This window comes from Paenibacillus sp. FSL R5-0345 (assembly GCF_000758585.1).
Classification (GTDB): domain Bacteria; phylum Bacillota; class Bacilli; order Paenibacillales; family Paenibacillaceae; genus Paenibacillus_AQ.
In genome coordinates this window covers 1,302,855-1,325,642 of sequence record NZ_CP009281.1, presented here as the reverse complement: position 1 = coordinate 1,325,642, position 22,788 = coordinate 1,302,855, and the positions used below count along the sequence as shown (strand labels likewise).

Genomic DNA, 22,788 nt, shown 5'->3' with positions numbered 1-22,788 from the left:
CAATATGGTCCTATGATGGCTTAGAGTCTCCAGAGACGTGGGACTGAGGATAAATACCATAAGTAGGGTGCTTGGTGTCTCGCGCTCCTTTGGCTAGCCATATGATATTTGTTTTCACCTTATTTCCCAAAACCTTCTCTACACCGTTGTTCTCATTCATAATTGCTACTTGGTAATGCCAGTAGTACGGGCTGTTCATATCTGACCTTGCCGCTGTTCTCCGGAAGGCCTCGATCTTAGTCAGAAAATTCGCATCACTAAATCCTGCACCTTGATTTCCTCCACTGCTCACTTCTTGGATTGTTGGAACTATTGTTGCTGGCATTGTAGGATCTATCAAGAAACGAATAATTATGTTCTTCCAGGCGAACGTCCCGTTTGAAACGATGTACCTATAGATCGTGGCGTCGATCTCGACTAGGTGTGTGCTGGTGTCACTCAGGCCCTCAACCGATACAATTGGTTGTACAGGTTGAAATCCAAAAGCAGACCCCAATGGCAAAGACTGATGATGAAGAGTGTTTTTCGCATACTTTGCTTCGCTAACCATGTTCGCGTAAAGTTCTTCTCCAGCAAAGTAGGGATACTTATTAATATTTTGTTGGTAGCGATGTTCCCAATACGGCAAATTCTGCCCTAAACCAACGCACCCGTTGTCCACTACCGTTCCTCTTGAACTGTAGGTAATCGGTGATACGGTTACGTAATTTTCTGGTTTACCTACTGATCCCCCATTGAATGTGAGAATACCAACGTAGTGTTCTAGCATATAAGAATTGCTACGAGCTCCAGATAAATCAATCAAACAGTTCGTGAAGATACTTGGCCCTCCTCCACCAAACCAGAAAACATTGTTACTTTGATTTGGACGACCGGTGACATTCCGATTTCGATCAAGTGCCTCTGCATAGCAAGAGTCAAAATGAAATCTAAATCCCTGTGTGTGAAATACGCAATCGCCGATCTGTTCAAAAAAGCAACCTACCATCAACATTGCGTTCGATCCATGAAACCCGTCGGACGCTGAACGCCACACTTGACTTAAATATCTAAAATCACACTTAGTTATAGTGATTCCATTGTTAAATGCCGTAGCCGCAGTCCCTAAAGATCGTATGCCAGTGCCAACCAGCATGTCGCTCAGACTTGTAGGTAAGTTTCCGTTGTATGGACCCTCAAACACGCAATCAGACAAGTGCATATAGTATGTCTGTTCCAAACTAATCCCGTCACCTTTACCTACTCGAAAACCGCAGCTTGATATCTTAAAATTTCTTGAGGGAGTTGTTATTTTCATGATATTTCCGCTCGAATTATCGGGGGATGAAAAGTAAATTCCTTCTACATCTCCTAGTACTCCGAACCAATTGTTAAACTCTCCATAAGTGAACGCAAACCCGGAAGCATCATGTTCCGGTAAACTGAACACTGTCTGTCTTCTCCCCTGCCCCAGTATCCCATACTTAGGAACCTGGTAATTCCACCCGGTGTAGTAGTACGTCCCCGAATCAAACACTGCTCTTCCGTTGTTCTCGTTACAATGCATAAAAAATGCTGCAAGCTTTTCTTCGTCCACAATCTCTCCAGGCAAAATTCCAAAGTCAAAAGCCCGGATATCTATGGCAAGTCGTGACTCTATATCCGCCAACTGTTCATCAATCAACCCAAACTTAACCTGTATACCAGCATCAGTAATTGGATTTAAAATCGATTGATCTATGTGTCTGGCTTGCACCGATTGTGGTGCTAAAGCTCTGGAACTTACCGAACTAGTTCCAAGTTTTGGCTCAGTAACCGATTGTTCCGCAAGTTTAGCAGTCGTAATCAAAAGGTCCTGTAACTTATCAGTCGTGATCGTCGAATTAGCTATCTTATCTCCTGTTACTGCTGAAGCTACCAACTTACCATTGGTAACACTCAAATCTGCTAATTTAGCAGTTGTAATTAACAAATCAGCAAGTTTAGCAGCCGTAATTGTACTGTCAGCAATCTTATCATTTGTCACTGCTGATGGTGCCAGCTTAGGATTAGTGATCGCTAAGTTACGAATATGTCTTTCTACAATAGATTGATCCGGTATTGGCAAGGTCACATTAGTAACGAACGATTCATATATCGCCCAGTTATCGTTAATTGCCTGTACAATGTCTTGAATAGCTGCATCAATGACATTTGATAGTATGGTGTTACCTGGAGAAGTATTGGAATAGTACGCATTTACGTTTGTCATAGGTACATTCGGCATTCATTAACCCCCTATACCCGATGCTGTTCCCTCGATTCGGTATCTGAGGATTGTCATCGGTTCATCTCGATCATTCGAAAATATTATCTGTGCATATTTGGCTTTTTTGTGAATCTTTTTGCGTTTAGTTTGGTTCACATTGTCTGTATATCTAAGGTTGGCATACTGTGCTTCGTCGTAAGCTGACACATCATATACACCGATCTCGTTGAAGATAGCCTTGTCCAATGCTAAGGCTCCTGCACCATACACAAGCACGATATCAAGCGATGATTTAACTGTCCACATAGCTGATTCCACCTGTAGATAGTGGAAATATGAGCTTTCTCCGGTGAACTCTGCACTCAACAGCCCCGTTGCAATGTACATTTTCACCGTTGTACCTGATGATTTACCCACGTTATCCCAATCGCTGGTTAGATCCTCGTTGAACGTATGAAGTAGCCCTGTCGTATTCCCCATGTACACATTACCTTCAAACTCTGTAAGAGACTTCGTAGACCACGGCAGTCGCCAAATGTACCACTCTTGATTTTGCGTCTCATACACGAACATGTAGTGTGTTGTATCGCGGTCTATAGCGACTAGTAAGCGTCCGTTTATGGAGTCGAAAGAAGCAACTGCAGCAGCCTTTTCTGCATCTGTGAAACGGTACTTATTGAAGTCGATCTTATTATCCATGAGGTTACGAGTGCTGTATTGGCGTGTACCGGACGTTTCAACGTCATTAACACCTGTATCGAATATCTCATTTACACCGTTATCAGACATGTACGCGATTGTTTGCTGTCCTGTAGGGTATGTGATTTTGCAATAACCTCTGGATGAAATGTTGCCATTAGATGTATTGAGGTACTGGTTTGCTTTGAATGAGTTGGTAGATACTCCATCATCAAACGTTTCACCTGTGATTACACCCCAATGTCTTCGCATGGGTATCAAGCATAAGCCGCCAAATGATATCCCCGGTCCCGTTACATAGTCGTTATCAGCAATAAACCGGAAATACTGAACGCCACCTGGGAAGTAATCGTAATGATATCGCTTGGAGTACCATATGAGATCGGTTCCGTCTGAAACAAATACATGACCTGTAAACACCCAAATATATTTAATTCCTCGTGCGTTGATTGTTGCTAGTGTGTTCGGCGGCAATATGCTTGGATGTGTTGGGTCATAACCCGTATCATCTGCCGCAGGAACTACGTTTTTCACTTCTGTTCCTGTATACTGCTGCAAGCTACCTCCGCTGGTTAACAAGAGGTTAGACACCTCTGCAAAGTCTGTGTATCCGACTCCAAACACGTTGGAAGAGGTGAAAGCGTTAGTCATGGTCTGCGCCGTGAGTGCTGATGCGGAATACTTGTACAATGTATTCCCCGATACAGCGAATAGGTCAGGCGCTACGCTCGATGCTGCTGCTTTATAAGACATGAGACATGTTAACGGCTGTCCTAATGCAGATGATGTAACAGGTACGCTACCAGGACGCTTTCCGATGGTGTCTATGGACTTTAAACAGGCATCAAGCGCCAACCTGTGTGATCCCTGCGGTAGTTGACCGGGGTTAAGAGCGCTATTCATGCCAAGTGACGGTGTAATCTCGATTGCAAAAGGTGTCTCTGCCATGACTACACCTTCCTACTGTAGAAGTATTTAGCATCTGCTTGGCTTGGCACCATACCACCGCTGGATACTCCGCGACCTGCTGTATTCGCAAGCAATACGATATCCCAATAACCGTCCGCCAGTCCGTAGTAGTGGTTTACCAGATCCTTGGCTGTTGGGCGGCTCTCTAGGATCAATCCAGCCACGTAGTAACATAAACCCATGCTACCAGCGTCTGGGAACTCTACACGGCTCTGTAGAGAGCTGACAGTTGATGGATAGGCTAGGTACTGTAAGATGTGCTCACCTTGTGGCAATGGGTTTGTAACTAACGCATACCCTTTGATTGTGATGTTTGTGTTCGTTGCTTCTCTCCACCATCCGCGAGTATCGGCGTAGGATACACGTTTCTGCATATCTCTTCCCTGAGGATCCAATATTCGAAGTGGCGAGTACATGTTGGTTATTGGCGCACCACCAACCGTGAATATTTGCAGACCATCAGACGAAATGTAGATCGCATCAGAGTCTTTTTGTTGATAGGCAAGGTGCACTAATCTCCGCAAGCCTTGGTTGAGGTACTGGAAGATGAACGAGTTCTGAACGTTGTCTTCGTCACCGATCTCTTCAAGGAAGGACTCAGCTAGTTTTTTGATGGTTGGGACTAAATCTCCGGCTGTTAGCACGGTGTCACCTCCTAGTTACCACAGGTTCACCGTTCGACCTCTTGTGGCTTTGTTTTTGCGCTGCATGTCATTAGCGAAGTTCAATTTACCTTCCTGCCACCTTACTAAATAACGATCAGATATCGTTTTGTCCTGTATCTGAAGCGTCGGTAACAGCAGGATCATTCCAGAAGCATAGGTTGAAAGTAAGTCATGGTATTGCGAGTCTATTTCAGGCACATCAGAGTCATTGACTAACTGCGTGGCGTATTTGTAGTAGTAATGTGTGAGTTCCTTCGATTGCTGCGGAACAGGTTTGATAATGATATTACCGTTCTCTATGGTGTATCCAAATCGATTCTCGGTGATATCAACCAGTTCATAAGGTATTGCACAGTTTTGATCGGTGGTATCGAGCAGCTGACCGGGAGACTTGAAATTATCAGCTAAAGTATACGTATCTGTGCCAGGAACGAGCGATAGAGTCTGAACACCACGAAGCTTAGCGATCTCCACCAACTGGTTTAAAGCGTCATTAAGCAAATTGTCCATATGATACGTTTCTGTGTACAATCCACTAGTTGCATGGAACACGCGTTGTCTGAGTTCACCCAATGTAGGCACGGTTACACCCCATTTACATATTGAGATACGCCACTTTCGCGCCCATAATCATACGCATTTATGAAAGCTCGTTTGGATTCACGAGCAAAGTCATGAGATAACGATTCAATGAACGCTGCTTCGTCGCGTTCAGCCTTTTCTTCAGCTTCTTTAATGACTTGTTGTGCGCTGAATCCCGGTGCGTGTATCTCTCGAATTCTGGTATATACCCTTGCATCCATGGTAGGAAGTCCAATCTGAGGAATCTTCATAATGGCCATCTCCATAACTCCATCCATTACAAGCCATGTACCGTCTTTTGGGTTCCACATAAGGTATAAATCTGGGTCATACTCCTGCAATCTCTGTTCGATATTATTTATGTCGTTCAAAAAAACTCTCTGATATCCATCTGCATAATGTCTGTTCATAGATCCTCCTAAAAAGAAAAGGAGAGCCGAAGCCCTCCATAGTGTTTTAGTATCCTGCTGGGATATTGATATCTTTAAGTGCTGCATAAGCATTACGAGCATGGCACACAACGGTGTAGTACCAGAATGCCGTGGCTTCGTATTGAGGGGTATTAGAAACGCGGTTAAACATCGAACCATCTTCATCCAGCCAGTTTAGTTCAGATGTTTGATAGATGTTAATGTCATTCCAGTTACCAGCAAAGATCGTTTTATCAGGCATGTATTTATCTACAACGATCGGCATGCCATCGAATTCAAGTGCTGTATAGCCACCTTCTAGTTGCATAGGGTTAACGTATCTCTTATTTGCTGTCAATACAGCCTCATATGCTGCACGTACCCCATGACCTGCTGCCATCCATTCAACCTTTTTACCTGATGCCAAGTCAACAAAGTCTACCAATTGGCGAAGTAGTGCATCAGAGATTGCGCGACCTGTACCTGCAGGTGATCCGGACAAGATGGTAGATTTCCACCAAGTGTGTACCGCTGGATCAAGAGTTTGAAGAGTCGCGGTGTCCGAAATAATACCAGACAGCCCCATTGGGTCGAGGTTATACGTTCCTTTAACTACCGGAAAATCCGTTGCAGCTGTCGTTACTGCGGCACCATCTACAGTAATTGTCTTTGCTACAGGGTTAATGGCCGTTACAGTTCTTCCAGCAGCCGAAATAGTACCTCCAGTATTCATAATGTCGATAACCTGACCAATGAAGAACGCTTTAACATTATCGACAGTAAGCGTATTAACTGCGGTATTCACTGCAAATGTTGCCAGTTTACCAGATCCATCACCGAAGAATGCACGTTGCACATAGTTTTTGGTGTCTGTAATCAGTCCATCGACTTCAGCAGACATCTCTTTCACATAAGTGGCAGCATCTTTTTTAGTTGCTTGAATGGCTGCGTTAGTTACTTGCAAACGTCCATGAACGTATCCAACGTTACCTTTTGACTTTTTGTATTGTTGATTACCAGCAGTTGGTAGTGTACCTGCCTCCGTACCTGAACCAACACCGGAGTTACGTCCAAAGTGGTGTGAGATGGAAAAGTTTTCACCGCCGCCACTAAGAGTCTCAGCTTTTTTCATCAGCATCATAACAAAGTAGTTAGCGCCATTATTTACTTGCTCCCGAATCTTCGGAAGATAATCTATTTTCATTGCGTCTGCTAGTGTTGTTAATGTACCTGCCATTTGTCATTTCCCCTTTTATTGTGATTGATTTGCTGCGTTCATCCTAGCGACAATCCGTTCGTTAATATCCTTCCAACCCATCTTGCTAGTGTCTTCATTGACCACACCTGGGCTTCCACTACCCTCAACACGTGGTGCTGCCTTACTTTGCAGATACTCTTTCACAGCCGTTTCTTTAGCTGTTGTGAGCTGCTGCTTGTACTCTTCCGTCTTCATTGCGTTGTAAGCAATATTGAATTTACGTTCCACCAATTCTGGGTTTGTAACATCAGATATAATGATTTCGTTTTCGATCATGAACTTATTGAGGTCGTCTTTGCTGATGTCCTTGCCTTCTGCGAACTTGTCTGCTGCATCCCAGAACAACTTGTTTGTGTATTCTTTGACCTGTTGTTCTTCGAGCTCGTCTGCTCTCGCTGACTTAGCTTCAAGCGCTTCGAGACGTTTCTGCATCTCGGGAGTGGTTTCGTTCTTCTCAGCCCGTTTTTGCAATTTTTCCATTTCGATGGTTTCTTTGAGCGTCATTGCGTCTGCACCATTAAGCTCCTGCATGTATTCGCTCAGCTCTTTATGCGTGTCATAATCCTTGTATTTCTCAGAAACTTCCTTCTGCCATTTATCTCGCTCAGCGGCTAAACGTTTGGCAAAGGCTTTTTCGAAGTTGTTTTGCTTCTCAGGTTCGGCGGCAACCTCTTCATTAGCGCCCGTTTCGGAAGTTTCCACATCTTCAGTTATTTCACTAGACACCTCGGCGGCAGGTGCATCTTCTACGCCCGTTTCAACTGCAATCTCATCCTCGGAAAACAGTTGTAAATCAAGTTTTAAACGTTTGTGCATGATGGTTCTCCTTTCTATGCGGCGACCATAGATGATTAACGCCCGACGAAATGTGAATATAGAATAGGACCCCAAAGTCTCATTAGGGTCCTGACGGTAAATATTTGGTTAATGACCACTTGCAGTACGCATCTGAGCGCTCTGAATGGCTGTTCTAGCCTTCATTAACTCACCTTGCATAGTTGATTCGTTGTCCATCGTTTTAAGCTCTACGGCTCTCTGGTGCTGTTCCTTCGATTGTTGTTCCTGTTGTTGGCTTTGTTGCTGTTGAGCTGCCATCTCTGCCTGTTGCTGTGCAATGATTGGTGCTTGCAGTGCATCCATATGTTCCTGAACGTGAGCATCAACTAATGCTTGCATCTCAGGAGGTAACCTCTCGTAATCGCTGGACTTACGGAAGATATTATGGTTGTAAATGTGTATATCGTGATCGTAGAAGTCCCTAACAATCGGCGCTCCCGGTATCGGCTGTGGCGGTTGAACTTGCGGTGGTGGAATCTGCGAAGGATCTCCACCTATAGACTGTACCTTCTGGACGGTTTGCTGATACAACTGATCTTGTTGGCTGTAAGCATCCTTTGCTTGCATGTACGTTTGTACCATTTGCAAGGCTTGTGGATTCCCTCCCATTTCCTGAAACGTTTTATTCTCCATCTTGGATTTGTTCTCGTCCAATTGGTTTTGTTCAAACAGCTCAGTAGAATCGCCCAATCCCATGAGTTTCAGGAATGTGTTAGCGTCAGGAGCACCTTCTTTCGTGAGAATTGCATTAGCTGTCCACATCGTCATAATGCGGTCTTGCTGAGCGCTTTTCATCTCTGGAAGGCTAGAACCTTGGATGATATTGATATCTTCCTCGCCACTGAGATCAGAACCAGTGAAACTAACGAGTTCAATTTCATCATCAGGACCTAAGATGCGTCCTAAACGTTCCTCAGTGTAATGTTTCTTCATGAGCTGAAGCACACGCTTTAACAGCTTCTTCATGCCGCGTTCATAGTTTTGAGAGGTTACCGCAAGCTTCTCATTCTCCTGCTCAACCATGAGCGCAAGACCTGACGCTGTATCCAATCCAGCTGGCAAAGCACCTTGTGAGATTTCACGCACACCGGACATATCATCTATGAGCCTGTTGTAATACTCAATTATGCGATCAAATCCGTTTGGAACATCAGCACCAGAAACGCGATCAACCTTACCGCCTGTTGCAGCGTTGAAATGGATGATACCGCTGATTTCATCGTTTAATTCTTCTTCATCCACGTTTGAACCGATTGGCACCAGCCACTTTGTTCCGCCCATCTTCTTCAGGTTAGTGGAGAACATAGTAAGCGCAATGTTTAAACCGCGTTGGATCGGCAACATAGCTTCAAGAAACGACTTATACAACGGCGAACCCGGAACCGGTATATCACCGAACAGGATATATGGATGCTCACCTGCACTTTCGTCCTTATCCAAGAACTCACTTCGTGTGGTAGTGACCTTTAATCCTTTTGGGTACTTTTTGCACGGCTGCATCCACATTTCTCGGACCATGACCATGTTTTTATTCTTACGTGTGCTGTCTACATATCCACTATTACTGATATCGAATGACGGTGCATATGTGACTGTCTCATCAGGCGTGACTTTCTTGCCATATTTCTCTTCAACGTAATCAATATCACGCGGCTTTTCTTCCACAACCCATCTGATTTCATCATCTGAAGTAGCAGCAGGGTCAATGAACAACGTGAGTGGGTCGCATATACGGCAAGAAATCTCACCAATGTTTATAGTCTGCTGACCTTCTTCGTATCCTGGTTCATCCTCATTCGGAGTAATGTCCGTACCTGCTTCGGGATCGAAAAACACTTTAGCAGCGGCATAACCTTTGACACCACTGTTTAAGAAGATATCACGCGTCTTTTTATCCATTTCCTCAGTGTCCCACCAGTAATGAACGAACTTCGTCGCTGCTTTTGCCACTTCAATGCGTGTTTGATCGCCCGTGTCCGGTGTTACATCGTACTTGATACGGTTCTTCGTCTGCTTAGCAAGCTTCGTCTGTACACGCTGCTGCAGGACGTTATGAGTTATGCGTTCCTGCCCATCATGAGGTAAAGCGTGGATGCTATGAGTGTGTTCATTCCATCCTATCCACTGATTTCCAATGTAGTAGTTGAGGTTGATAAGAATCTGCTTCCGGATAGCCCAATTCTCACCTTGTTTTTTCTTTTCCTCGACCTTACTGACCCATTCAGAATCAGTTACTTCTTTTTTTTCTGTAGACTCAGCTTTTCCTTTAAAAAGCTTCAACAAAGATCACCCCCTCTCAATGTGCGGTGTTATTCCTGTTTTCGCGTCCTAGTCTTTTTAGGTTGATCTGTTGGCGTAACTACAATCTCATACCCTTCTATCGTTAATTCCTCGATCTGCACAGGCAAGAACGCGAATGTTGGGTCAACTTCTTCTTTGCGCTCGATCATATCCTCCAATGACTCAGCAGCAGCATATTCCAATGTGTTACCTATCTCTAATTTGAATAATTTCATTACACAACCTCCAACTTGATAGTTTCTTTCGGCTCTTCCTTCTGCGCTTTGATAGCCCTAACCTCAGCTTGCTTCAGGTGGTCGAAGGAAGGAGCTTGAATCCGGTCTAGCAACTGTTGACGCTCCGAATTCCATTGATCCTTTTCTTTACGGTGTTCAGTGTCCTTACGTATATCTACATGCACCGCATAGCCAATCACAGCTATAAACATGGTGAGCATGATGTACATTTCCATCAGACTGCCTGACCCCCTCTCTTTGGTCTTCCTTGCTTGGCTATGTTGCGTCTTACACGTGCTTCTGAACTATCATCGTACTCCTGCGGGTTCTTGGTACGATCCTTGAAGTCCATGCACTCAATATTCATGGCATAACGCACCATATCAATACTGTGATTGTTCTTGTCTGGGTAACCACTCTTGAAGTTACCATTTGCATCCTTCTCAAGCTCATAGGTCAGAAACTCTCTTGCTGTATCTGGACACCTGTGATCGTCTATGATGATACTCTCCAAGCTCTGGAGAAACTTGATGCCGTAATCAATGCTATCAGGACCCTTTTTGACTCCCGCGACCTTTGCACCGTACTGAGCCAACTCACTGATTGACTTGGGTTCGGCAGAGTCTGCAAATACTAGCTCATTGTCCTTGTTCTCAACTCTCATGTGATCGTGGTACAGCTCGTAGTTACTCATGCGGTACTTGTAGAGCTCGAAGAAGATGTACAGTCGCTTATGCTTGCGGTCGTAGTGCATAGCTCCGTAAGATAGTGGATCTGGTCCATAACCAAAATCAAGACCTCTACGGATGTTGTAGAAGTCTTCTATCTCTTCGTCGCTTATTCGTCTGATCTGTACGTTATCGAATACCTCGCCGCCTGTACCTGTGATGTTACCAAGATACTCATGCTCATATGCTGCTGGCTTCGTGTCCCTGAGGTGTTCAGCCTCAATGAGGAATTGTTCTCCTAGCCACTCTTTAGGCACGCTTAAATAGTTCGTGTGTACGGCTAGCCGATCATCACGTGTATATTTAGATTCAGTGTTAACCCAGTTGTTAGCGCTCTTTGGTGGGTTGTAAGAGTAAAACACTGTGAATTTAGGACCACCACGCATTAACGACTGGTTAATCATCCGAACTTCTTCCATACTTGTAAACTCGTCGAGTTCTTCGTACCAAATATATTTGCAATATCCCTTTACATACTTTAAGCCTTTAATCTTCTTCGGCTTGTCAGCACCACGAAACCGGATCTCTTGTCCGGTAGGCTTATACGTGATTACTAGTTTTTCTCCAGGTACTTCCCAGTAGTCTTCTACGCCTAATGCGGCAATCGCCCATTCTAACTGGTCTTTAACGGAATCATTCAGGGTATCTTTAACTTTGCGAAGCACCACTGCATTCGCCATTGGATCTTCCATGATCCCTAGTATGATCTCTATAGAAATGACAGAAGACTTTGTGCTTCCTCGCCCACCACTTAACCAGAAATGCGTATACTTGCCATCTACAATGTCCCAATGAACGTCATAAAAGGATGGGGCGATTACGTTAGTTAATTTTGTTGTTACGAGGGATGTCATTTACAATAGTCACCCCCATACTACCTTCGTGTTTCAACTCCTGTTTCGGAGTATAGACATTTCCCATTTCCAGAATGAGTTTTCTATCCTGATGACACTTTGGATCATTAACACCAAAAAATATAGTTGCTTTGATAATATCTCCTATGCTGCTCTTAACCAGATCTAGCTGAAACTGGTTGTAGTACTTTACAAAATCCTGCTTTTTGAACATTTTGTAATACGCCTGCCTACTGATTCCAATCAGTTCACAAACCTGTGAGATATTCAAATCTCGATTCTCCGGATTAGATAAGGCTTCGATCAGCTTCATTTCGTTTCCGGTTGGCTTGTATGTGTCAACTTGTGTCACTGTCTCGGCCATACCATTCACCTCCACCTAAATTTGAATTACCTTATCATCCACAGTAATGTGCGTCATACTCGCCCTACTAAGACAGTCCACATACGTCCTACGAAGCATATTCTTATACACCTCTTGCCTAGCCTTTATGATCTCATCATCTACCTTCGCCAACTCATTCATTAACAACGTACGTTTATGAGTAAGCTCTTGTAGGTTCATACACTACCTCCTCGCATACAATAGGCTGTTATGATATACATGAGTATTAGTGTGATGTATAGGTATCTAATGTCTTTGGACACTGTTATGCGGTCTCCACTTCGTTAAGCGTATTCGGTCGATACGATGTAAAAGAAAGGCCGGCTATAAGCCGACCTCGTTTCTGTATGATTCAAGTGCTTGTGAAATTTCATTATGAACATCGTGACCGCTCTTTTGAGACTCGAACAATAGAAGCAGATAAGTATAAATCTTGTCACTATTAGATATTTCATTTACATTTCTTATTCTTGCTTGATCAAAATTTTGCGAATATTCATCTCTATCAGAATAGAAACAATCCTTAACAATTCTTGCATCATCAGTAACAAAAAATTTACCATTTTCGGTTATGACCTCAACCATTGGATTTGAACTCGTTAACACGATTTGTTCCACTTTTCATCATCCTCTTCATCGTATTGGTAAAACAAAAAGAGCAACGGCGATAACCGTTACTCTTACGTTTGATGCGTTCGCATCTATATGCAATCCTCTCAGCCGACCGGGATATCCCCGATCCTTGGTTATCCATCTGGTGCTGAGTGGTTGTTGCTAAAAAAGTAGCGCCGACCCGTAGCAATCGACGCTTAGTAAGGAGTGAATAGTGAGGGAATGAGAAGAAACAGAGTGGGCGACGACTGCGCAATTAGCTATCTGGCGCCCATGCCCATGTTCCTTATACTACAATTCTAGCATTTAGCTTGGGTAATTTGTGGGCAATAATGGGTAAAAAATGGGGAATTATGCTGATGGTCTGAGTTCTTCAAACATGTAATCCAAGTTGTTTATCTCCATGTAATCCTTACTGATCGGCAGCAACGCTTTGCATAGGCTGTTAATCGCCTTTTTATGCTGGGTTGATACTGTCTTTCTGTCCTTGTGAAGCTTATCTGCAATCTCCCCAAGATTTAACCTGTTACGTTCCATATATTTATCGCGAATGATTGAACGTTGTTCGTCACTCAGAACAAAATCTACTGCTGATTCAAGTAGACCTACAACACGCGTGTATCTTTCCCTGTCATACCATGTGTTGTAATTGCTGATGTGTAGAGGCTTTCTTTCTTCATACACGTTGCGGTTTGTGTATCTGAAGTCTGTATCTGTTCCAAGGTTCATCAATGCAAACTTATAGGAACGATAATCCATTAGCAACTTAATCACTGTGTTGTTGTCCATGTTCTCCCTCCTCTTCGATTACTTCTAAACTCTCAACGCTGTAAGGTATTCCTACGTTCATCCCATCTAACGCAACAAATATCCACGGATGTGAGATGCGTATCACAGTTCCTTTATTACCCGACTTGTGTAGTACTCTATCGCCTTTTTCCATAGTGGGAGATAAGGCAGCCGTTAGGCTACCTCTCCAACTTGCTTATAAGTATGTCCGATGCCTTGGTTCGCTTCGATTGTGGCAACTCTTGCGGCGAGTTCGTTAAATTCTTTCCGCGTAATTGTCTCTCCAGCCACGTCTGATGACTCTTCAGCCAATCCACCGACTGTGCCTGCGCTGTCCTCTTGAAACGGTTGAACCGTTACAGGCTGTTCCTCCATTTCCAAAACCCCTGGGCTATCTGTATCCACTTGCTCGGCTTCTTGTTTGGCGAGGTATTCGGTTCGAAATGTATCAGCCTGTTCCGGCGAGACCTCTCTATATTTCGACTTTTGAATCCATGAAAATCGGATGGTTTCTCCAGTTTCCGCGACTTCAGCTAGATAAAAACTTTTTGCTGGCTTGGTATCCTCATCCCATCTGAGGTTGTAAATTGGGGTCAATGTGTATTGGATAGATTGCTTATATGCTTCTGCCTTTGCTTTCAGATCATCGGACCCACTCACAACCTGTGTAGCTGCTCTTGCTCCGATAGCCTTTTCAATTTGTAGATCATTAACTTCACTCTTGAGACGCTCAATTTCTGCATTTGCAATTTCTAACTCAGAGGCAGCAGCATCTCTCTTAGCGATCAAATCTTTATTTTCATCAACCAATCCATTGTGAGCAGCTTTTAACGCTACGTATTGTTCGTTCTTAACTTCAACACTTTCACTCAAAGCGTCATTTTGTTTTTTGAGATCTGCGATTACCTTAGCTGATTCTTCTTTGGCCGCCTTCAACTGTTCCAGCATCTTCGCATCTTTTCCGTCGATAAAGCTTTGCAGACCTTGACGCAAGATATCATATGCTTCTACGCTAGCCGACAACTGGCTGATACTCAATCCTTCTATTTCCAAAGTATCTAGCAGATACGCCGTTCTAACCTTAGTTTCTTCGACAAGCGTAACGTGCTCCTGTTCAATAGCTTCTGACTGCTCTTGCAACTTCATCCGGTATTCGAGGTCGGATATCTGATTCGTGATCATATTAAGCTCGTCCAGCAAAGCAGCTGCATTCCCGACCTTCTCGCCGTTGTTGACTGCAACAATATTGTTTTCGATCTCACTTTTCTGCTGCTTCAACAGTTCAATTTCCGTTACGCTCATTTGTCAAATCTCCTTTTAGTCCGTATATGATCTTATACTTCTATTTTATCATTAGTACCACTATAATGGTACTTTTTTCTTACATTTTCGCGATATTTTACGCACTTTTATTATCTGACCGACCATCCATTATTGGCGCTCTAGGAGGCTCACCACGCGCTTTCTGTTCCTTGGCATGTATTTGGTTGTCCACTGGTATAATCGCGCCTGTGAGCCTACCTGTAGCGTCTATGCGAGCAAGTACGCCGCCTAGGTTGATCCATGCCGCCATCATGCGATCCACTCCTCGATAGTGACCACTATTTTCGGTTCGTCTGCATAGTATTTGTTTGTTATGAGTCCGACTACTTGGTTATCATCCAGGTAAGCAATTTTATTAAGTGAGTCCATCACGCCTTTTGCAGCATTGTCTATGTCTGGCTTCACTACTGGTCTATACTTTCTTTCTTCTGCTAGTTGTCGATTGACTTTACTCGTTCTCTTTGGCAGTTGGTAGTAAAAGTCCGCTGTTATGACGATCGGTTCTAGTAATGGCTTCTTGATGTGCTTCTTGGCTTCATATCCCAAAATTCGCTTATAAGCCAGATACCTTTGGGCATTCTCGTCTTTCCACTTCCCCTTTTGAGTCATTCTTACCGCGCCCATTGGCTTTATCTTGATCTCGAACCGCACCATGCTTACCACTCCCTTTCTTGCCTGACATGTAGTGGTTCTTATTCCGGGGCGTTGGATTGTATGGTCCATACTTCTCCCAATCCTCTGCTGTCATTTTCCATGTGGTGACTTCACTGTGTACTGTCTGCCGATTCGGTGGTGGAAAGGTGGATACTACTGGCATTGGGGATATACGACGGTGACGTTTGATTCCACTACTCATAATTGATTACCTCGCTTTCGGATTGTAATAGTGTCTTGTTCCTCTCTTTATGGGGAGCAGATAACCTTTTACGGCTACCGGCTCCGCCTGAGTATTTCGGTCGAATCGTTGCCCTTCGGCCTATTCCCGGACTTTATATGTTTTCATGAGTTCTTTCGATATCTTTGCAGCCTTATCTCCGTCAATGTGTCCTTCATCTGCAAGGCATGATGTCAATGCCATAGTCAGCGCGGCAATGCTTCTGGTTTGACTTTCAATGAGCTTAAGCAGTTCACGATCTTTTTTTCTGAACATATCCTCTTCTCCCCCTTATACCTCTATTAGTTCTGGATTATCTATCGCGTTACCAACTACCACGGTTTGGCTCAACTGTCCGTCTGATTCAAGTCTGTGGTATTGGCTAGGATTCCGGGTGAATACCAAGTAAGCGCAATGTTCCTGTACCCATTCAACTTCTCCAATTCCGTTTTCGTCTTCTACCAGATCGTGGCTGTAAACCTCTCGTCCATTCTTGTCAGTAAGCCCGATGAATTGCCCGACCGTTTTCGGATCAACCTGCCATTTGTGCCAGCTTTTATGGTCGATGATGTGCGTATCACCCTCGCTGCTTATTACTAAGCTGCCATACATCCACTCGCCGTTTTTGCGTCTACCGCGAAATTTATTCTCTCTGCCCATCGTGTATCGTCTCCTTTGATTGGGGTCTCAGCCCCCTTATAAGTTAAGTACAGCCAATAATGCTGCTTTACATATGGCTTCAGGCGCAGCATTTGCATAGGCGACATTTTGATTTTTGCCTACGATAACTCGATATTTTAATTCTGAGTGAGAGAATCCAGTTTCGTTAAATGTGACCTGATGCGTCTTGTGTTTTCCTAGCACTTCCCATGCTGCGGATATGTCTGTTGACCAGTCCTTGTCTCCATATACAGCGTGTTTCATTGGATCAAGGTCTGAATATTGGATCACTGAGTAACGGTCCATTTGTGACTTCCAATTTTGTGAGCGTTTATAAGGCTCACTTTCTCCGGGCTTTTGAAAAGCGACTATAAGATAATCACCGCGCTGTTCCGCCCAAGGTATCCAATTAAAAACGTGCTCCTGTATCCACCGATCTAATTTTCTGCCTGATGACTGGTTCAGTATCTCTTCCCTTGTGAGTGTCATTGCGGCTTCACCTTCCCGTAATTGTCATAAGAAACTGATATGCGCCAGATATTCATATCCCAACCTAACGGTACTCTCCGAACCTGAAACATTCTGAAATCCCCTTTCTCCCATCCACTACCGAATACGAATGATAGATACTTTGGCTTTAATGGTGTGCCCCAGCTGAGTGTCATTGGTTATCTCCTTCCTTGACCTTCCCATTTTCAACAATAACGATCCATCCACATTTACATGTCCGTCGGAAGACCTCACCTTCGATATTTACAGTACCCTCCCCGCCGCCAACTCTGTCGTTTCCACAGCTTGGACATTGGTTATATTTCCGCATGAGATTTATTGATTCAATAGCATTCATGATCTATTCGTCCTCCTTGGGTGCTGGGGTATCTGGGTAAAGGGTGGACATAGCCTCTTGAAGAATTCCGTACATCATCGGAGCTGCGGTATCTCCACTCTGCCATAGGTGATATTCGTTCATTGCCATTTCTATCGTTTCTTTAAGCATCTTGGCTTCTTGGAGCCAGTAGGATGCAATATGTGAACCTAACGCACCCATCATCCGAGATTGAATGTTGGAATCCTCTTTCAGTTGTTCTTCCTGACACATCTCCATATCCTTTTGCCAGTCCCTTTGTGTCATTGGGCTTCCTCCCCTACTGCTTCAAATCCACCACAAGACGTTAAGTCATCTTCTAAATAATCTGTCTTAGGCGGATCTCCTTCCCATACTGGAAAATAAGGCCTCGTTGTACAGCAACGCTTTCCATCTTTCATGTAAAAGAACCTGCAATCTTCGCACTTATCGACATGAGCGTCAGGGCCTTCATTGTAGATTTCAGCGCAAGCTTGGCTGTCAGGAAATACAAACATGCAAGAGCTGCCACTTACCGAACATGTAGAACCGTTAAATGCTGAACATTCCACGTTATATCCTCCTTTTGGGAGAGGAGGGCTATTAACCCTCTCTGTCCCTGATTCTTCGGATTATCCCTCAATCATTGAAGTTCTCTATTTCTTTGCCGCAAACACGACATACTTGAATGTGATGCCACACCCATGAGTACCGATGCCCAAATATTTTGCAGATGATCCACCTCAAATCGTGTTACCTCCTTCTAGGGTTGTATTTTCGTACTGTGCAATAGAATATTTTTTCTTCTTAAAGAGATACTAATCAAAAATTGTTTATTTCACAGGAGGCAACAATGCTGAAAAAACTAATAATTCTCTTTGTTTTTTGCTTTATAGCCGTTGGAATTTCTCCATATGCTGCCGTAGCATCAAATGATCTCTACAAAACACCTACATCAAAACAATCTGATCAGTGGAAAGTTGAAATCAAAAAAGTTGAGAAATATACCTCCAAGATGTCAAAACCTCGTGAAAATGAAAGTGAAATGTACAACATTATCATCACCAATATCGGAGCTGGATTAGAAAATGTCGTATTTAACTCCTATAGAGATGAACCAAATACCCAAACAAAGTATGGATTAAGCATTTCAGACGATCATCATAAGAATTTTAAACATGGTGAGTTAGTCGACTTTTCTAACTTCCCTATTTCAGTTGATTCAAAGGAACTTCAAATCGAAATTAGCTGGTACGGAAAACCTTCAAACAACGAAACCCATCATAGAAAGTACAAAGAAACCTTTACTTTCACACCAGAAAAATAATAGAAACTTGTTGGGCACTTCGGTGCCCTATTAGTTCACAGTTTGCGTCCACTCTGCCTTTGGGAGAGGAGGGATACTCCTACTCCCTTAATGATCTGAATGATCTGTTACGGCTCGCGCCTATTCGGTCGTTACGGGGGCCTGACGGCCTCAAAAGTTCATTATAGGCTGTATGCACTGTATACGATTTCTTGCTAATTCTGCATATTTAGAGTCCTTTTCAATTCCAATAAAATTCCTGCTGCAGCTTAGCGCCGCCACCGCTGTCGTCCCACTTCCAAGACAGTTATCCAAGATCGTATCCCCAACGTTGCTAAATGTTTCAATCAGATAAAGGAATAGCTCAATTGGCTTTTGAGTTGGATGTTCTTTGCCTTCCTGCTTGGCGTAAACATCAATTATCGTTGTGGGATGGTAAATATCATTCACCTTGTCTAATCGTTCGAACTTTCCGTAGTTAGAACTCATATGCCCTGTAGCCTTTTTTCTCATTTTCCCTTTTCGCATCTGAGGGTTGTACGTGTAATTTCCGTTCGATGATTTCGAAAATATAAGGATATCCTCATGGATTGAAAGTGGCATCTTATTAGCATTAAGAAATCCAGTGCCTAAGCGTTTATCCCAAACCATGCTGTACTTGAAAAGTTTTATATTCGAAGTAACAAGAAGGGATGTGAATGGCTGCTGAGCCGTTAAGACAATTACTCCATCGTCTTTTATGATCCGCTCATATTCAGACCATAGTTGATCAATAGGCAGTATACTGTCCCATTTATTTTGTGTTTTCCCATATGGCAAGTCACATAAGATCATATCTATACTGGCAGACTTGATTTTCGGAAATACATCGAAGCAATCCGCGTTAATGATCTGGTTCAGCATGTATGCCTCCTATTCTCGTGCCCCCTGTAGCGTGATATATGCCGCCTCTGCCCTCTCTCGGGGGCAAATTTTTGTCTTATCCTTTACTTGTGTCATGACTTACCCTCCCTGTACCGCTGATCTCTTTTATCTTGGCATTGCTTGCATACCCAAGTGCTACTATTTAAGCCACCGCAGTCTACACAGGTACATTCCCCGCCTTCCCTAGTGCTTTGCGGTGCCTTGTCGCTCCCTTCCTCAACCAATTCACCCATGCTTCCACCACTCTCATACCAATCAATCACCTTTTGTTGTCTGGCTATGGTCTGCTGTGCCTCTGCCAGTTCAACTTTGTATTCATCCCTCTCTACTGATATGGGGTAAACACTGTCTCGGCTGGCTTGAAGCTTAACTTCCAAACGTTTGTTTTGTTGTTGCGACTCTTCTAGAGCAGCCAGCAAGTCAGATGCCATCAATGCAGGGATTAAGCCCATTTGCTTCGCTGTCTGTTTGATCTCTTCTATCCGTTCTGGTGTCATATTTTATATCTCTCCTTCGTTGTTAGAGGATGTATTAAGGGCTTTACGGGCGATTTCTACGCAATCAGTTAGCGCAATACCTGCGTCTCCTAAATGAACAAATTCATATTTGTACGAATGATTATAATTAGCGGCAATATCTTGTAGGGCTTTGTCCTTTTCTTCTAGGAGAGAAAGTAGGTGATTCATTTCATCCACTGTCATGATTACACCGTATAAGTTTGGATCAGCGTTGAATGATTTCACTCTCTCTTTGATCTCTGTTAGTTTACTCATAGGAACCCCCTATACCTGTTTCGGCTGCCGCTACGCTAGGTGATTCGGTCGAATTGATGGCCTTCGGAAGTTTATCATCAAGCGATGTATCTACCACTTTCCAGAGGAACATAGTTTGTTCAGGAGTTAGTTCACCTCTTACAAGTTCAAAATTATATGGGTTAGCGTAAGCATCAACTATTAGTTTTTCAAAGTTATTTGCTCGGCTCCTTGTTCCATACTTTTCATTCGGATGTTTATACCTGTACTCAAAATAAGATCCGCATCCTTCTGTGTCATACAGATGTTCCAGTGCCTCAAACATCGTTTCGAACTGTTCTCCGTCTTCAGTTTCATACATCTGTTTTTGATGGATATTGGTCCAGCCGATATCATCAACATGACGTTTGATATTTCCAACAATTTCTTCGCAAAGTCTGTATTCCTCACGCGGTGATCTACTTTGACCGCCGATTCTTACAAAACCAAAGTCTCCTGCATTTCTAGCGTTAATTTGAATCTCACACTCATTCGTTTCTATTGTTTTAATTTTCATTTCCTTCACTCTCCTAATTTTTTTCTCACAACGCTGTCTTCCCACACCGCTTACACCGCTTGTGCCATCTCCGCATGTTGTAGTCGTACTTGTGGCCGAATAGTCTACATAGGATTTTCATGGGTCTCACGCTTGGCATTATGCTGCTTCCTCCTCTTCTGCATCTGCAATGCTAGGATCCATTCCGAATGCTTCTAGTCCGCGCCGCCACCATTCCCGGAAGTCTTCGTCGTATAGGTCGTAGTCGTGGATTGGTTTGTTCATTGGTTTATAACTCCTTGTACATGATCATTGCTGTCACATAAAGTTGATTGTCACATGCTGGATCAGTTAGCATCTGGTACTTGATGTCAACTACTTCAATGGATACTGTCTGGATAAATTTGTTTATGTCGTGTTCTATATCCCCGATGCAGTTACCATCTACGAATAGTACTTTCACTGTTCATCCATCCTCTCTTATTTAAGACGCAGATTAAGTTCCATATTTCTGTTAATGATCGCCTTATAGTCACGACACATTTCGTTTATTCTGCTACCAACCGCCTCGTCAAACTGGCACATTTCAGATATAGTACGTTCTGAGCTAATCAGCATTGGTAGTTTTTCCATGTAGCGATAATTCACGATTGCGAAAAACTGTTCACGTTGCGTCTTAGTTGGTTCCTCTCGACCCTTGTACACATCATCCAGAAACAAAACTTGAGCATGTTGTAATCTTCTCACTCGTTCTGGCATCATCTTGAAATCCTCGCTGATCTCCGTCCAGCCTTCCACCCACGGAAAGTAAATCACCTCTACGCCCCGTTGTATCAAGTTGTTGGACACTGCCATTAGCAGATGCGTCTTCCCACATCCAGGTTGACCCAGCAAGCAGATGCTATTCTGTCTATCCTTTCGAATCTCTTTGAATTTCTTCGTATATTCAAATGCAAGGTCATGAGCTTTAATCACTTCTTGATGAAGATCATCTTTTTCGAAGTTTCCGAAGCTTTTGTTCTTGAATTCTTCTGTGATATTGCTAGATTGAATCAAGCGCGCCACTCTCCTTTGTTTCACGCACTCACATTCACGCCAGTATTCGTATCCTTGCTCGTTTCGGTAGAACTCACCTTCTGCACCTCGACACTTTATACAAATAGGATCAGAAGATGGTCGGGTCGTAAGGGGCTGTGCCCGTTCTGGAGCTACTGACATCGAGGAATGCATACTCGCTCTTCTTTTGATCGCCTCCAGATCGAACGTCTTTAGTGCGTCCCTTAAACTCTCCACCGTTACCACCTCCAACAGCTATCAAAGTGTAATCTTTGTATCTCTCATCGTTTAAAAAGGTCTTTGGATGCTTTATGAACTGCTGCTCCGTCTGTTTGTTCTCGCAGTCTGTTGCGTAGTTCGTAGCGCATTTGATAATGATCTCTGATGATTCGCCGTTCTTGATTACCTTTGTCCATGTTTTAAAGGCTTCAACTTTTCCAAGTTTTCTAGGATACACATTCCAGAATTCATCGAATTCGGGTGTATATGTTTTAATAGATTCTTTATTTACCTTTTTCACCTTATTACTACCTTTTTCTTTTGTGGTCACTTGCTGGTCGCTTGCTGGTCGCTTGCTGGTCGTTTGCTGGACATTCTGCTGGTCGCTATAGATATCAACCCCATACTGCTCTAAGGTTTCTTGCTGGTCGTTTTGCTGACGGTATTTGGCGTAGTTTTTGACCGAATATATACTGAACTTCGGCGCGCGTTTTACCAGAGTTATCATTTCATCAGCAATCAACTTATCTATCAATGTCCTAAGTCTTCTTTCTGAAATGCCAATTCGCTCACTCCATTTGATTCGACCAAAAATAAATTCGCCGTACTTGATTTCAACCAATTGACCTTCGATAAGTTCAGTACCAGTTTCTTTGGAATACCTAGCTCGGTATAGGATCTCGAACCACGTTTTGAAGTACTCCGGGTCTTTGTATATCCAGTGGTTGACTATTCCGCGGTCGATCCCGATGTATCCAGCCACT

36 protein-coding genes are annotated in these 22,788 nt (G+C 43.5%); 1 reads left to right on the top strand and 35 read right to left on the bottom strand.

Features of this window, described 5'->3' with window-relative positions; translation table 11 throughout:
• Positions 1-10 precede the first annotated feature (10 nt).
• From R50345_RS05925 to R50345_RS05815, 26 genes are all read right to left on the bottom strand, one after another.
• Positions 11-2,245 carry a hypothetical protein gene (locus R50345_RS05925; RefSeq protein ID WP_042124880.1) on the bottom strand — a complete coding sequence of 745 codons (2,235 nt, stop codon included), beginning with the start codon at positions 2,243-2,245 and terminating at the stop codon, positions 11-13.
• Positions 2,246-2,248: 3 nt separating this feature from the next.
• The gene (locus R50345_RS05920; protein WP_042124878.1) at positions 2,249-3,874 is read right to left on the bottom strand and encodes a hypothetical protein; all 1,626 of its coding nucleotides are present in this window, start codon (positions 3,872-3,874) and stop codon (positions 2,249-2,251) included.
• Positions 3,875-3,876: 2 nt separating this feature from the next.
• Positions 3,877-4,539, bottom strand: coding sequence for a hypothetical protein (locus R50345_RS05915; RefSeq protein ID WP_042124876.1), 663 nt, complete (start codon positions 4,537-4,539; stop codon positions 3,877-3,879).
• Between the two features lie 15 nt (positions 4,540-4,554).
• Positions 4,555-5,142 carry a phage adaptor protein gene (locus R50345_RS05910; RefSeq protein WP_042124874.1) on the bottom strand — a complete coding sequence of 196 codons (588 nt, stop codon included), beginning with the start codon at positions 5,140-5,142 and terminating at the stop codon, positions 4,555-4,557.
• A 2-nt stretch (positions 5,143-5,144) separates the two neighbouring features.
• A complete protein-coding gene (locus R50345_RS05905) occupies positions 5,145-5,552 on the bottom strand; it encodes a hypothetical protein (protein ID WP_042124872.1) in 408 nt (135 codons plus the stop codon).
• Positions 5,553-5,598: 46 nt separating this feature from the next.
• Positions 5,599-6,789, bottom strand: a complete 1,191-nt coding sequence (locus R50345_RS05900) for a phage major capsid protein (protein WP_042124870.1) — start codon at positions 6,787-6,789, stop codon at positions 5,599-5,601.
• Between the two features lie 15 nt (positions 6,790-6,804).
• A complete protein-coding gene (locus R50345_RS05895; protein ID WP_052414488.1) occupies positions 6,805-7,626 on the bottom strand; it encodes a hypothetical protein in 822 nt (273 codons plus the stop codon).
• A gap of 108 nt (positions 7,627-7,734) precedes the next feature.
• On the bottom strand, positions 7,735-9,927 hold the full coding sequence (locus R50345_RS05890; RefSeq protein ID WP_156114733.1) for a portal protein: 2,193 nt from the start codon (positions 9,925-9,927) through the stop codon (positions 7,735-7,737).
• Between the two features lie 29 nt (positions 9,928-9,956).
• The gene (locus R50345_RS05885; protein WP_042124867.1) at positions 9,957-10,163 is read right to left on the bottom strand and encodes a hypothetical protein; all 207 of its coding nucleotides are present in this window, start codon (positions 10,161-10,163) and stop codon (positions 9,957-9,959) included.
• Positions 10,163-10,399: a hypothetical protein gene (locus R50345_RS05880; protein ID WP_231574058.1), complete on the bottom strand. Its 237-nt coding sequence runs from the start codon at positions 10,397-10,399 to the stop codon at positions 10,163-10,165. The genes R50345_RS05885 and R50345_RS05880 overlap by 1 nt, the downstream gene beginning before the upstream one ends.
• Positions 10,399-11,745 carry a PBSX family phage terminase large subunit gene (locus tag R50345_RS05875; RefSeq protein WP_081954014.1) on the bottom strand — a complete coding sequence of 449 codons (1,347 nt, stop codon included), beginning with the start codon at positions 11,743-11,745 and terminating at the stop codon, positions 10,399-10,401. Before R50345_RS05875 ends, R50345_RS05880 begins: the two co-directional genes overlap by 1 nt.
• Entirely contained in the window at positions 11,714-12,109 is a 396-nt protein-coding gene (locus R50345_RS05870; RefSeq protein ID WP_042124865.1) for a phBC6A51 family helix-turn-helix protein, read from the bottom strand. The genes R50345_RS05875 and R50345_RS05870 overlap by 32 nt, the downstream gene beginning before the upstream one ends.
• Before the next feature lie 15 nt (positions 12,110-12,124).
• Positions 12,125-12,310, bottom strand: a complete 186-nt coding sequence (locus R50345_RS05865; RefSeq protein ID WP_042124862.1) for a hypothetical protein — start codon at positions 12,308-12,310, stop codon at positions 12,125-12,127.
• Positions 12,311-12,454: 144 nt separating this feature from the next.
• Positions 12,455-12,748 (bottom strand): hypothetical protein, encoded by a 294-nt coding sequence (locus R50345_RS05860; RefSeq protein ID WP_042124860.1) that lies wholly within the window; start codon positions 12,746-12,748, stop codon positions 12,455-12,457.
• Between the two features lie 345 nt (positions 12,749-13,093).
• A complete protein-coding gene (locus R50345_RS05855; RefSeq protein WP_042124858.1) occupies positions 13,094-13,531 on the bottom strand; it encodes a sigma factor-like helix-turn-helix DNA-binding protein in 438 nt (145 codons plus the stop codon).
• Between the two features lie 174 nt (positions 13,532-13,705).
• Complete coding sequence (locus R50345_RS05850; RefSeq protein ID WP_042124854.1) at positions 13,706-14,833, bottom strand: hypothetical protein; 1,128 nt, start codon at positions 14,831-14,833, stop codon at positions 13,706-13,708.
• Between the two features lie 97 nt (positions 14,834-14,930).
• A complete protein-coding gene (locus R50345_RS31155) occupies positions 14,931-15,107 on the bottom strand; it encodes a hypothetical protein (protein ID WP_156114732.1) in 177 nt (58 codons plus the stop codon).
• Entirely contained in the window at positions 15,104-15,478 is a 375-nt protein-coding gene (locus tag R50345_RS05845; protein ID WP_231574057.1) for a RusA family crossover junction endodeoxyribonuclease, read from the bottom strand. Before R50345_RS05845 ends, R50345_RS31155 begins: the two co-directional genes overlap by 4 nt.
• Positions 15,408-15,710: a hypothetical protein gene (locus R50345_RS31585; protein WP_197069750.1), complete on the bottom strand. Its 303-nt coding sequence runs from the start codon at positions 15,708-15,710 to the stop codon at positions 15,408-15,410. The genes R50345_RS05845 and R50345_RS31585 overlap by 71 nt, the downstream gene beginning before the upstream one ends.
• A gap of 120 nt (positions 15,711-15,830) precedes the next feature.
• A complete protein-coding gene (locus R50345_RS31150; protein ID WP_156114731.1) occupies positions 15,831-16,004 on the bottom strand; it encodes a hypothetical protein in 174 nt (57 codons plus the stop codon).
• A gap of 15 nt (positions 16,005-16,019) precedes the next feature.
• Complete coding sequence (locus tag R50345_RS05840; RefSeq protein ID WP_042124850.1) at positions 16,020-16,388, bottom strand: YopX family protein; 369 nt, start codon at positions 16,386-16,388, stop codon at positions 16,020-16,022.
• 36 nt (positions 16,389-16,424) lie between these two features.
• Positions 16,425-16,877, bottom strand: a complete 453-nt coding sequence (locus R50345_RS05835) for a BC1872 family protein (RefSeq protein WP_042124849.1) — start codon at positions 16,875-16,877, stop codon at positions 16,425-16,427.
• Complete coding sequence (locus R50345_RS05830) at positions 16,874-17,053, bottom strand: hypothetical protein (protein WP_042124847.1); 180 nt, start codon at positions 17,051-17,053, stop codon at positions 16,874-16,876. Before R50345_RS05830 ends, R50345_RS05835 begins: the two co-directional genes overlap by 4 nt.
• Positions 17,050-17,235 (bottom strand): DUF3797 domain-containing protein, encoded by a 186-nt coding sequence (locus tag R50345_RS05825; protein ID WP_042124845.1) that lies wholly within the window; start codon positions 17,233-17,235, stop codon positions 17,050-17,052. Before R50345_RS05825 ends, R50345_RS05830 begins: the two co-directional genes overlap by 4 nt.
• Before the next feature lie 3 nt (positions 17,236-17,238).
• Positions 17,239-17,520 (bottom strand): hypothetical protein, encoded by a 282-nt coding sequence (locus R50345_RS05820; RefSeq protein ID WP_042124843.1) that lies wholly within the window; start codon positions 17,518-17,520, stop codon positions 17,239-17,241.
• Positions 17,517-17,804: a hypothetical protein gene (locus tag R50345_RS05815; protein WP_156114730.1), complete on the bottom strand. Its 288-nt coding sequence runs from the start codon at positions 17,802-17,804 to the stop codon at positions 17,517-17,519. The genes R50345_RS05820 and R50345_RS05815 overlap by 4 nt, the downstream gene beginning before the upstream one ends.
• A gap of 281 nt (positions 17,805-18,085) precedes the next feature.
• On the opposite strand from R50345_RS05815, the gene R50345_RS05805 reads away from it, so the two are divergent.
• Positions 18,086-18,559, top strand: coding sequence for a hypothetical protein (locus tag R50345_RS05805; protein ID WP_036681919.1), 474 nt, complete (start codon positions 18,086-18,088; stop codon positions 18,557-18,559).
• Between the two features lie 150 nt (positions 18,560-18,709).
• Here R50345_RS05805 and R50345_RS05800 read toward each other — a convergent pair whose 3' ends face one another.
• The 9 genes from R50345_RS05800 to R50345_RS05775 all read right to left on the bottom strand — a co-directional run bounded on the left by R50345_RS05800 (position 18,710) and on the right by R50345_RS05775 (position 22,787).
• Positions 18,710-19,441 (bottom strand): DNA-methyltransferase, encoded by a 732-nt coding sequence (locus R50345_RS05800; RefSeq protein ID WP_042124836.1) that lies wholly within the window; start codon positions 19,439-19,441, stop codon positions 18,710-18,712.
• A 92-nt stretch (positions 19,442-19,533) separates the two neighbouring features.
• Positions 19,534-19,959: a hypothetical protein gene (locus tag R50345_RS05795; protein WP_042124834.1), complete on the bottom strand. Its 426-nt coding sequence runs from the start codon at positions 19,957-19,959 to the stop codon at positions 19,534-19,536.
• 3 nt (positions 19,960-19,962) lie between these two features.
• Positions 19,963-20,235, bottom strand: coding sequence for a hypothetical protein (locus R50345_RS05790; protein ID WP_042124832.1), 273 nt, complete (start codon positions 20,233-20,235; stop codon positions 19,963-19,965).
• On the bottom strand, positions 20,228-20,770 hold the full coding sequence (locus tag R50345_RS05785) for a hypothetical protein (protein WP_042124830.1): 543 nt from the start codon (positions 20,768-20,770) through the stop codon (positions 20,228-20,230). The genes R50345_RS05790 and R50345_RS05785 overlap by 8 nt, the downstream gene beginning before the upstream one ends.
• Positions 20,771-20,795: 25 nt before the next feature.
• Positions 20,796-20,891 (bottom strand): DUF1660 family phage protein, encoded by a 96-nt coding sequence (locus R50345_RS32405; RefSeq protein ID WP_442950205.1) that lies wholly within the window; start codon positions 20,889-20,891, stop codon positions 20,796-20,798.
• A gap of 17 nt (positions 20,892-20,908) precedes the next feature.
• A complete protein-coding gene (locus tag R50345_RS32170; protein WP_269321980.1) occupies positions 20,909-21,034 on the bottom strand; it encodes a hypothetical protein in 126 nt (41 codons plus the stop codon).
• Between the two features lie 4 nt (positions 21,035-21,038).
• Positions 21,039-21,212 carry a sporulation protein Cse60 gene (locus R50345_RS30670; protein ID WP_081954011.1) on the bottom strand — a complete coding sequence of 58 codons (174 nt, stop codon included), beginning with the start codon at positions 21,210-21,212 and terminating at the stop codon, positions 21,039-21,041.
• Between the two features lie 17 nt (positions 21,213-21,229).
• A complete protein-coding gene (locus R50345_RS05780) occupies positions 21,230-21,967 on the bottom strand; it encodes a DnaA ATPase domain-containing protein (RefSeq protein ID WP_081954010.1) in 738 nt (245 codons plus the stop codon).
• Positions 21,915-22,787, bottom strand: coding sequence for an LvrA C-terminal domain-related protein (locus R50345_RS05775; RefSeq protein WP_042124825.1), 873 nt, complete (start codon positions 22,785-22,787; stop codon positions 21,915-21,917). The genes R50345_RS05780 and R50345_RS05775 overlap by 53 nt, the downstream gene beginning before the upstream one ends.
• Between the last annotated feature and the right edge of the window lies 1 nt (position 22,788).

What these genes read in the sequence shown, in the direction of transcription:
- R50345_RS05925 (WP_042124880.1), bottom strand. Translation starts at nt 2,245, where the DNA reads ATGCCGAATGTACCTATGACAAACGTAAATGCGTACTATTCCAATACT.
- R50345_RS05920 (WP_042124878.1), bottom strand. Translation starts at nt 3,874, where the DNA reads ATGGCAGAGACACCTTTTGCAATCGAGATTACACCGTCACTTGGCATG.
- R50345_RS05905 (WP_042124872.1), bottom strand. Translation starts at nt 5,552, where the DNA reads ATGAACAGACATTATGCAGATGGATATCAGAGAGTTTTTTTGAACGAC.
- R50345_RS05900 (WP_042124870.1), bottom strand. Translation starts at nt 6,789, where the DNA reads ATGGCAGGTACATTAACAACACTAGCAGACGCAATGAAAATAGATTAT.
- R50345_RS05895 (WP_052414488.1), bottom strand. Translation starts at nt 7,626, where the DNA reads ATGCACAAACGTTTAAAACTTGATTTACAACTGTTTTCCGAGGATGAG.
- R50345_RS05885 (WP_042124867.1), bottom strand. Translation starts at nt 10,163, where the DNA reads ATGAAATTATTCAAATTAGAGATAGGTAACACATTGGAATATGCTGCT.
- R50345_RS05880 (WP_231574058.1), bottom strand. Translation starts at nt 10,399, where the DNA reads ATGGAAATGTACATCATGCTCACCATGTTTATAGCTGTGATTGGCTAT.
- R50345_RS05875 (WP_081954014.1), bottom strand. Translation starts at nt 11,745, where the DNA reads ATGACATCCCTCGTAACAACAAAATTAACTAACGTAATCGCCCCATCC.
- R50345_RS05870 (WP_042124865.1), bottom strand. Translation starts at nt 12,109, where the DNA reads ATGGCCGAGACAGTGACACAAGTTGACACATACAAGCCAACCGGAAAC.
- R50345_RS05865 (WP_042124862.1), bottom strand. Translation starts at nt 12,310, where the DNA reads ATGAACCTACAAGAGCTTACTCATAAACGTACGTTGTTAATGAATGAG.
- R50345_RS05855 (WP_042124858.1), bottom strand. Translation starts at nt 13,531, where the DNA reads ATGGACAACAACACAGTGATTAAGTTGCTAATGGATTATCGTTCCTAT.
- R50345_RS05850 (WP_042124854.1), bottom strand. Translation starts at nt 14,833, where the DNA reads ATGAGCGTAACGGAAATTGAACTGTTGAAGCAGCAGAAAAGTGAGATC.
- R50345_RS31155 (WP_156114732.1), bottom strand. Translation starts at nt 15,107, where the DNA reads ATGATGGCGGCATGGATCAACCTAGGCGGCGTACTTGCTCGCATAGAC.
- R50345_RS05845 (WP_231574057.1), bottom strand. Translation starts at nt 15,478, where the DNA reads ATGGGCGCGGTAAGAATGACTCAAAAGGGGAAGTGGAAAGACGAGAAT.
- R50345_RS31585 (WP_197069750.1), bottom strand. Translation starts at nt 15,710, where the DNA reads ATGAGTAGTGGAATCAAACGTCACCGTCGTATATCCCCAATGCCAGTA.
- R50345_RS31150 (WP_156114731.1), bottom strand. Translation starts at nt 16,004, where the DNA reads ATGTTCAGAAAAAAAGATCGTGAACTGCTTAAGCTCATTGAAAGTCAA.
- R50345_RS05840 (WP_042124850.1), bottom strand. Translation starts at nt 16,388, where the DNA reads ATGGGCAGAGAGAATAAATTTCGCGGTAGACGCAAAAACGGCGAGTGG.
- R50345_RS05835 (WP_042124849.1), bottom strand. Translation starts at nt 16,877, where the DNA reads ATGACACTCACAAGGGAAGAGATACTGAACCAGTCATCAGGCAGAAAA.
- R50345_RS05830 (WP_042124847.1), bottom strand. Translation starts at nt 17,053, where the DNA reads ATGACACTCAGCTGGGGCACACCATTAAAGCCAAAGTATCTATCATTC.
- R50345_RS05825 (WP_042124845.1), bottom strand. Translation starts at nt 17,235, where the DNA reads ATGAATGCTATTGAATCAATAAATCTCATGCGGAAATATAACCAATGT.
- R50345_RS05820 (WP_042124843.1), bottom strand. Translation starts at nt 17,520, where the DNA reads ATGACACAAAGGGACTGGCAAAAGGATATGGAGATGTGTCAGGAAGAA.
- R50345_RS05805 (WP_036681919.1), top strand. Translation starts at nt 18,086, where the DNA reads ATGCTGAAAAAACTAATAATTCTCTTTGTTTTTTGCTTTATAGCCGTT.
- R50345_RS05800 (WP_042124836.1), bottom strand. Translation starts at nt 19,441, where the DNA reads ATGCTGAACCAGATCATTAACGCGGATTGCTTCGATGTATTTCCGAAA.
- R50345_RS05795 (WP_042124834.1), bottom strand. Translation starts at nt 19,959, where the DNA reads ATGACACCAGAACGGATAGAAGAGATCAAACAGACAGCGAAGCAAATG.
- R50345_RS05790 (WP_042124832.1), bottom strand. Translation starts at nt 20,235, where the DNA reads ATGAGTAAACTAACAGAGATCAAAGAGAGAGTGAAATCATTCAACGCT.
- R50345_RS05785 (WP_042124830.1), bottom strand. Translation starts at nt 20,770, where the DNA reads ATGAAAATTAAAACAATAGAAACGAATGAGTGTGAGATTCAAATTAAC.
- R50345_RS32405 (WP_442950205.1), bottom strand. Translation starts at nt 20,891, where the DNA reads ATGAAAATCCTATGTAGACTATTCGGCCACAAGTACGACTACAACATG.
- R50345_RS32170 (WP_269321980.1), bottom strand. Translation starts at nt 21,034, where the DNA reads ATGAACAAACCAATCCACGACTACGACCTATACGACGAAGACTTCCGG.
- R50345_RS05780 (WP_081954010.1), bottom strand. Translation starts at nt 21,967, where the DNA reads ATGTCAGTAGCTCCAGAACGGGCACAGCCCCTTACGACCCGACCATCT.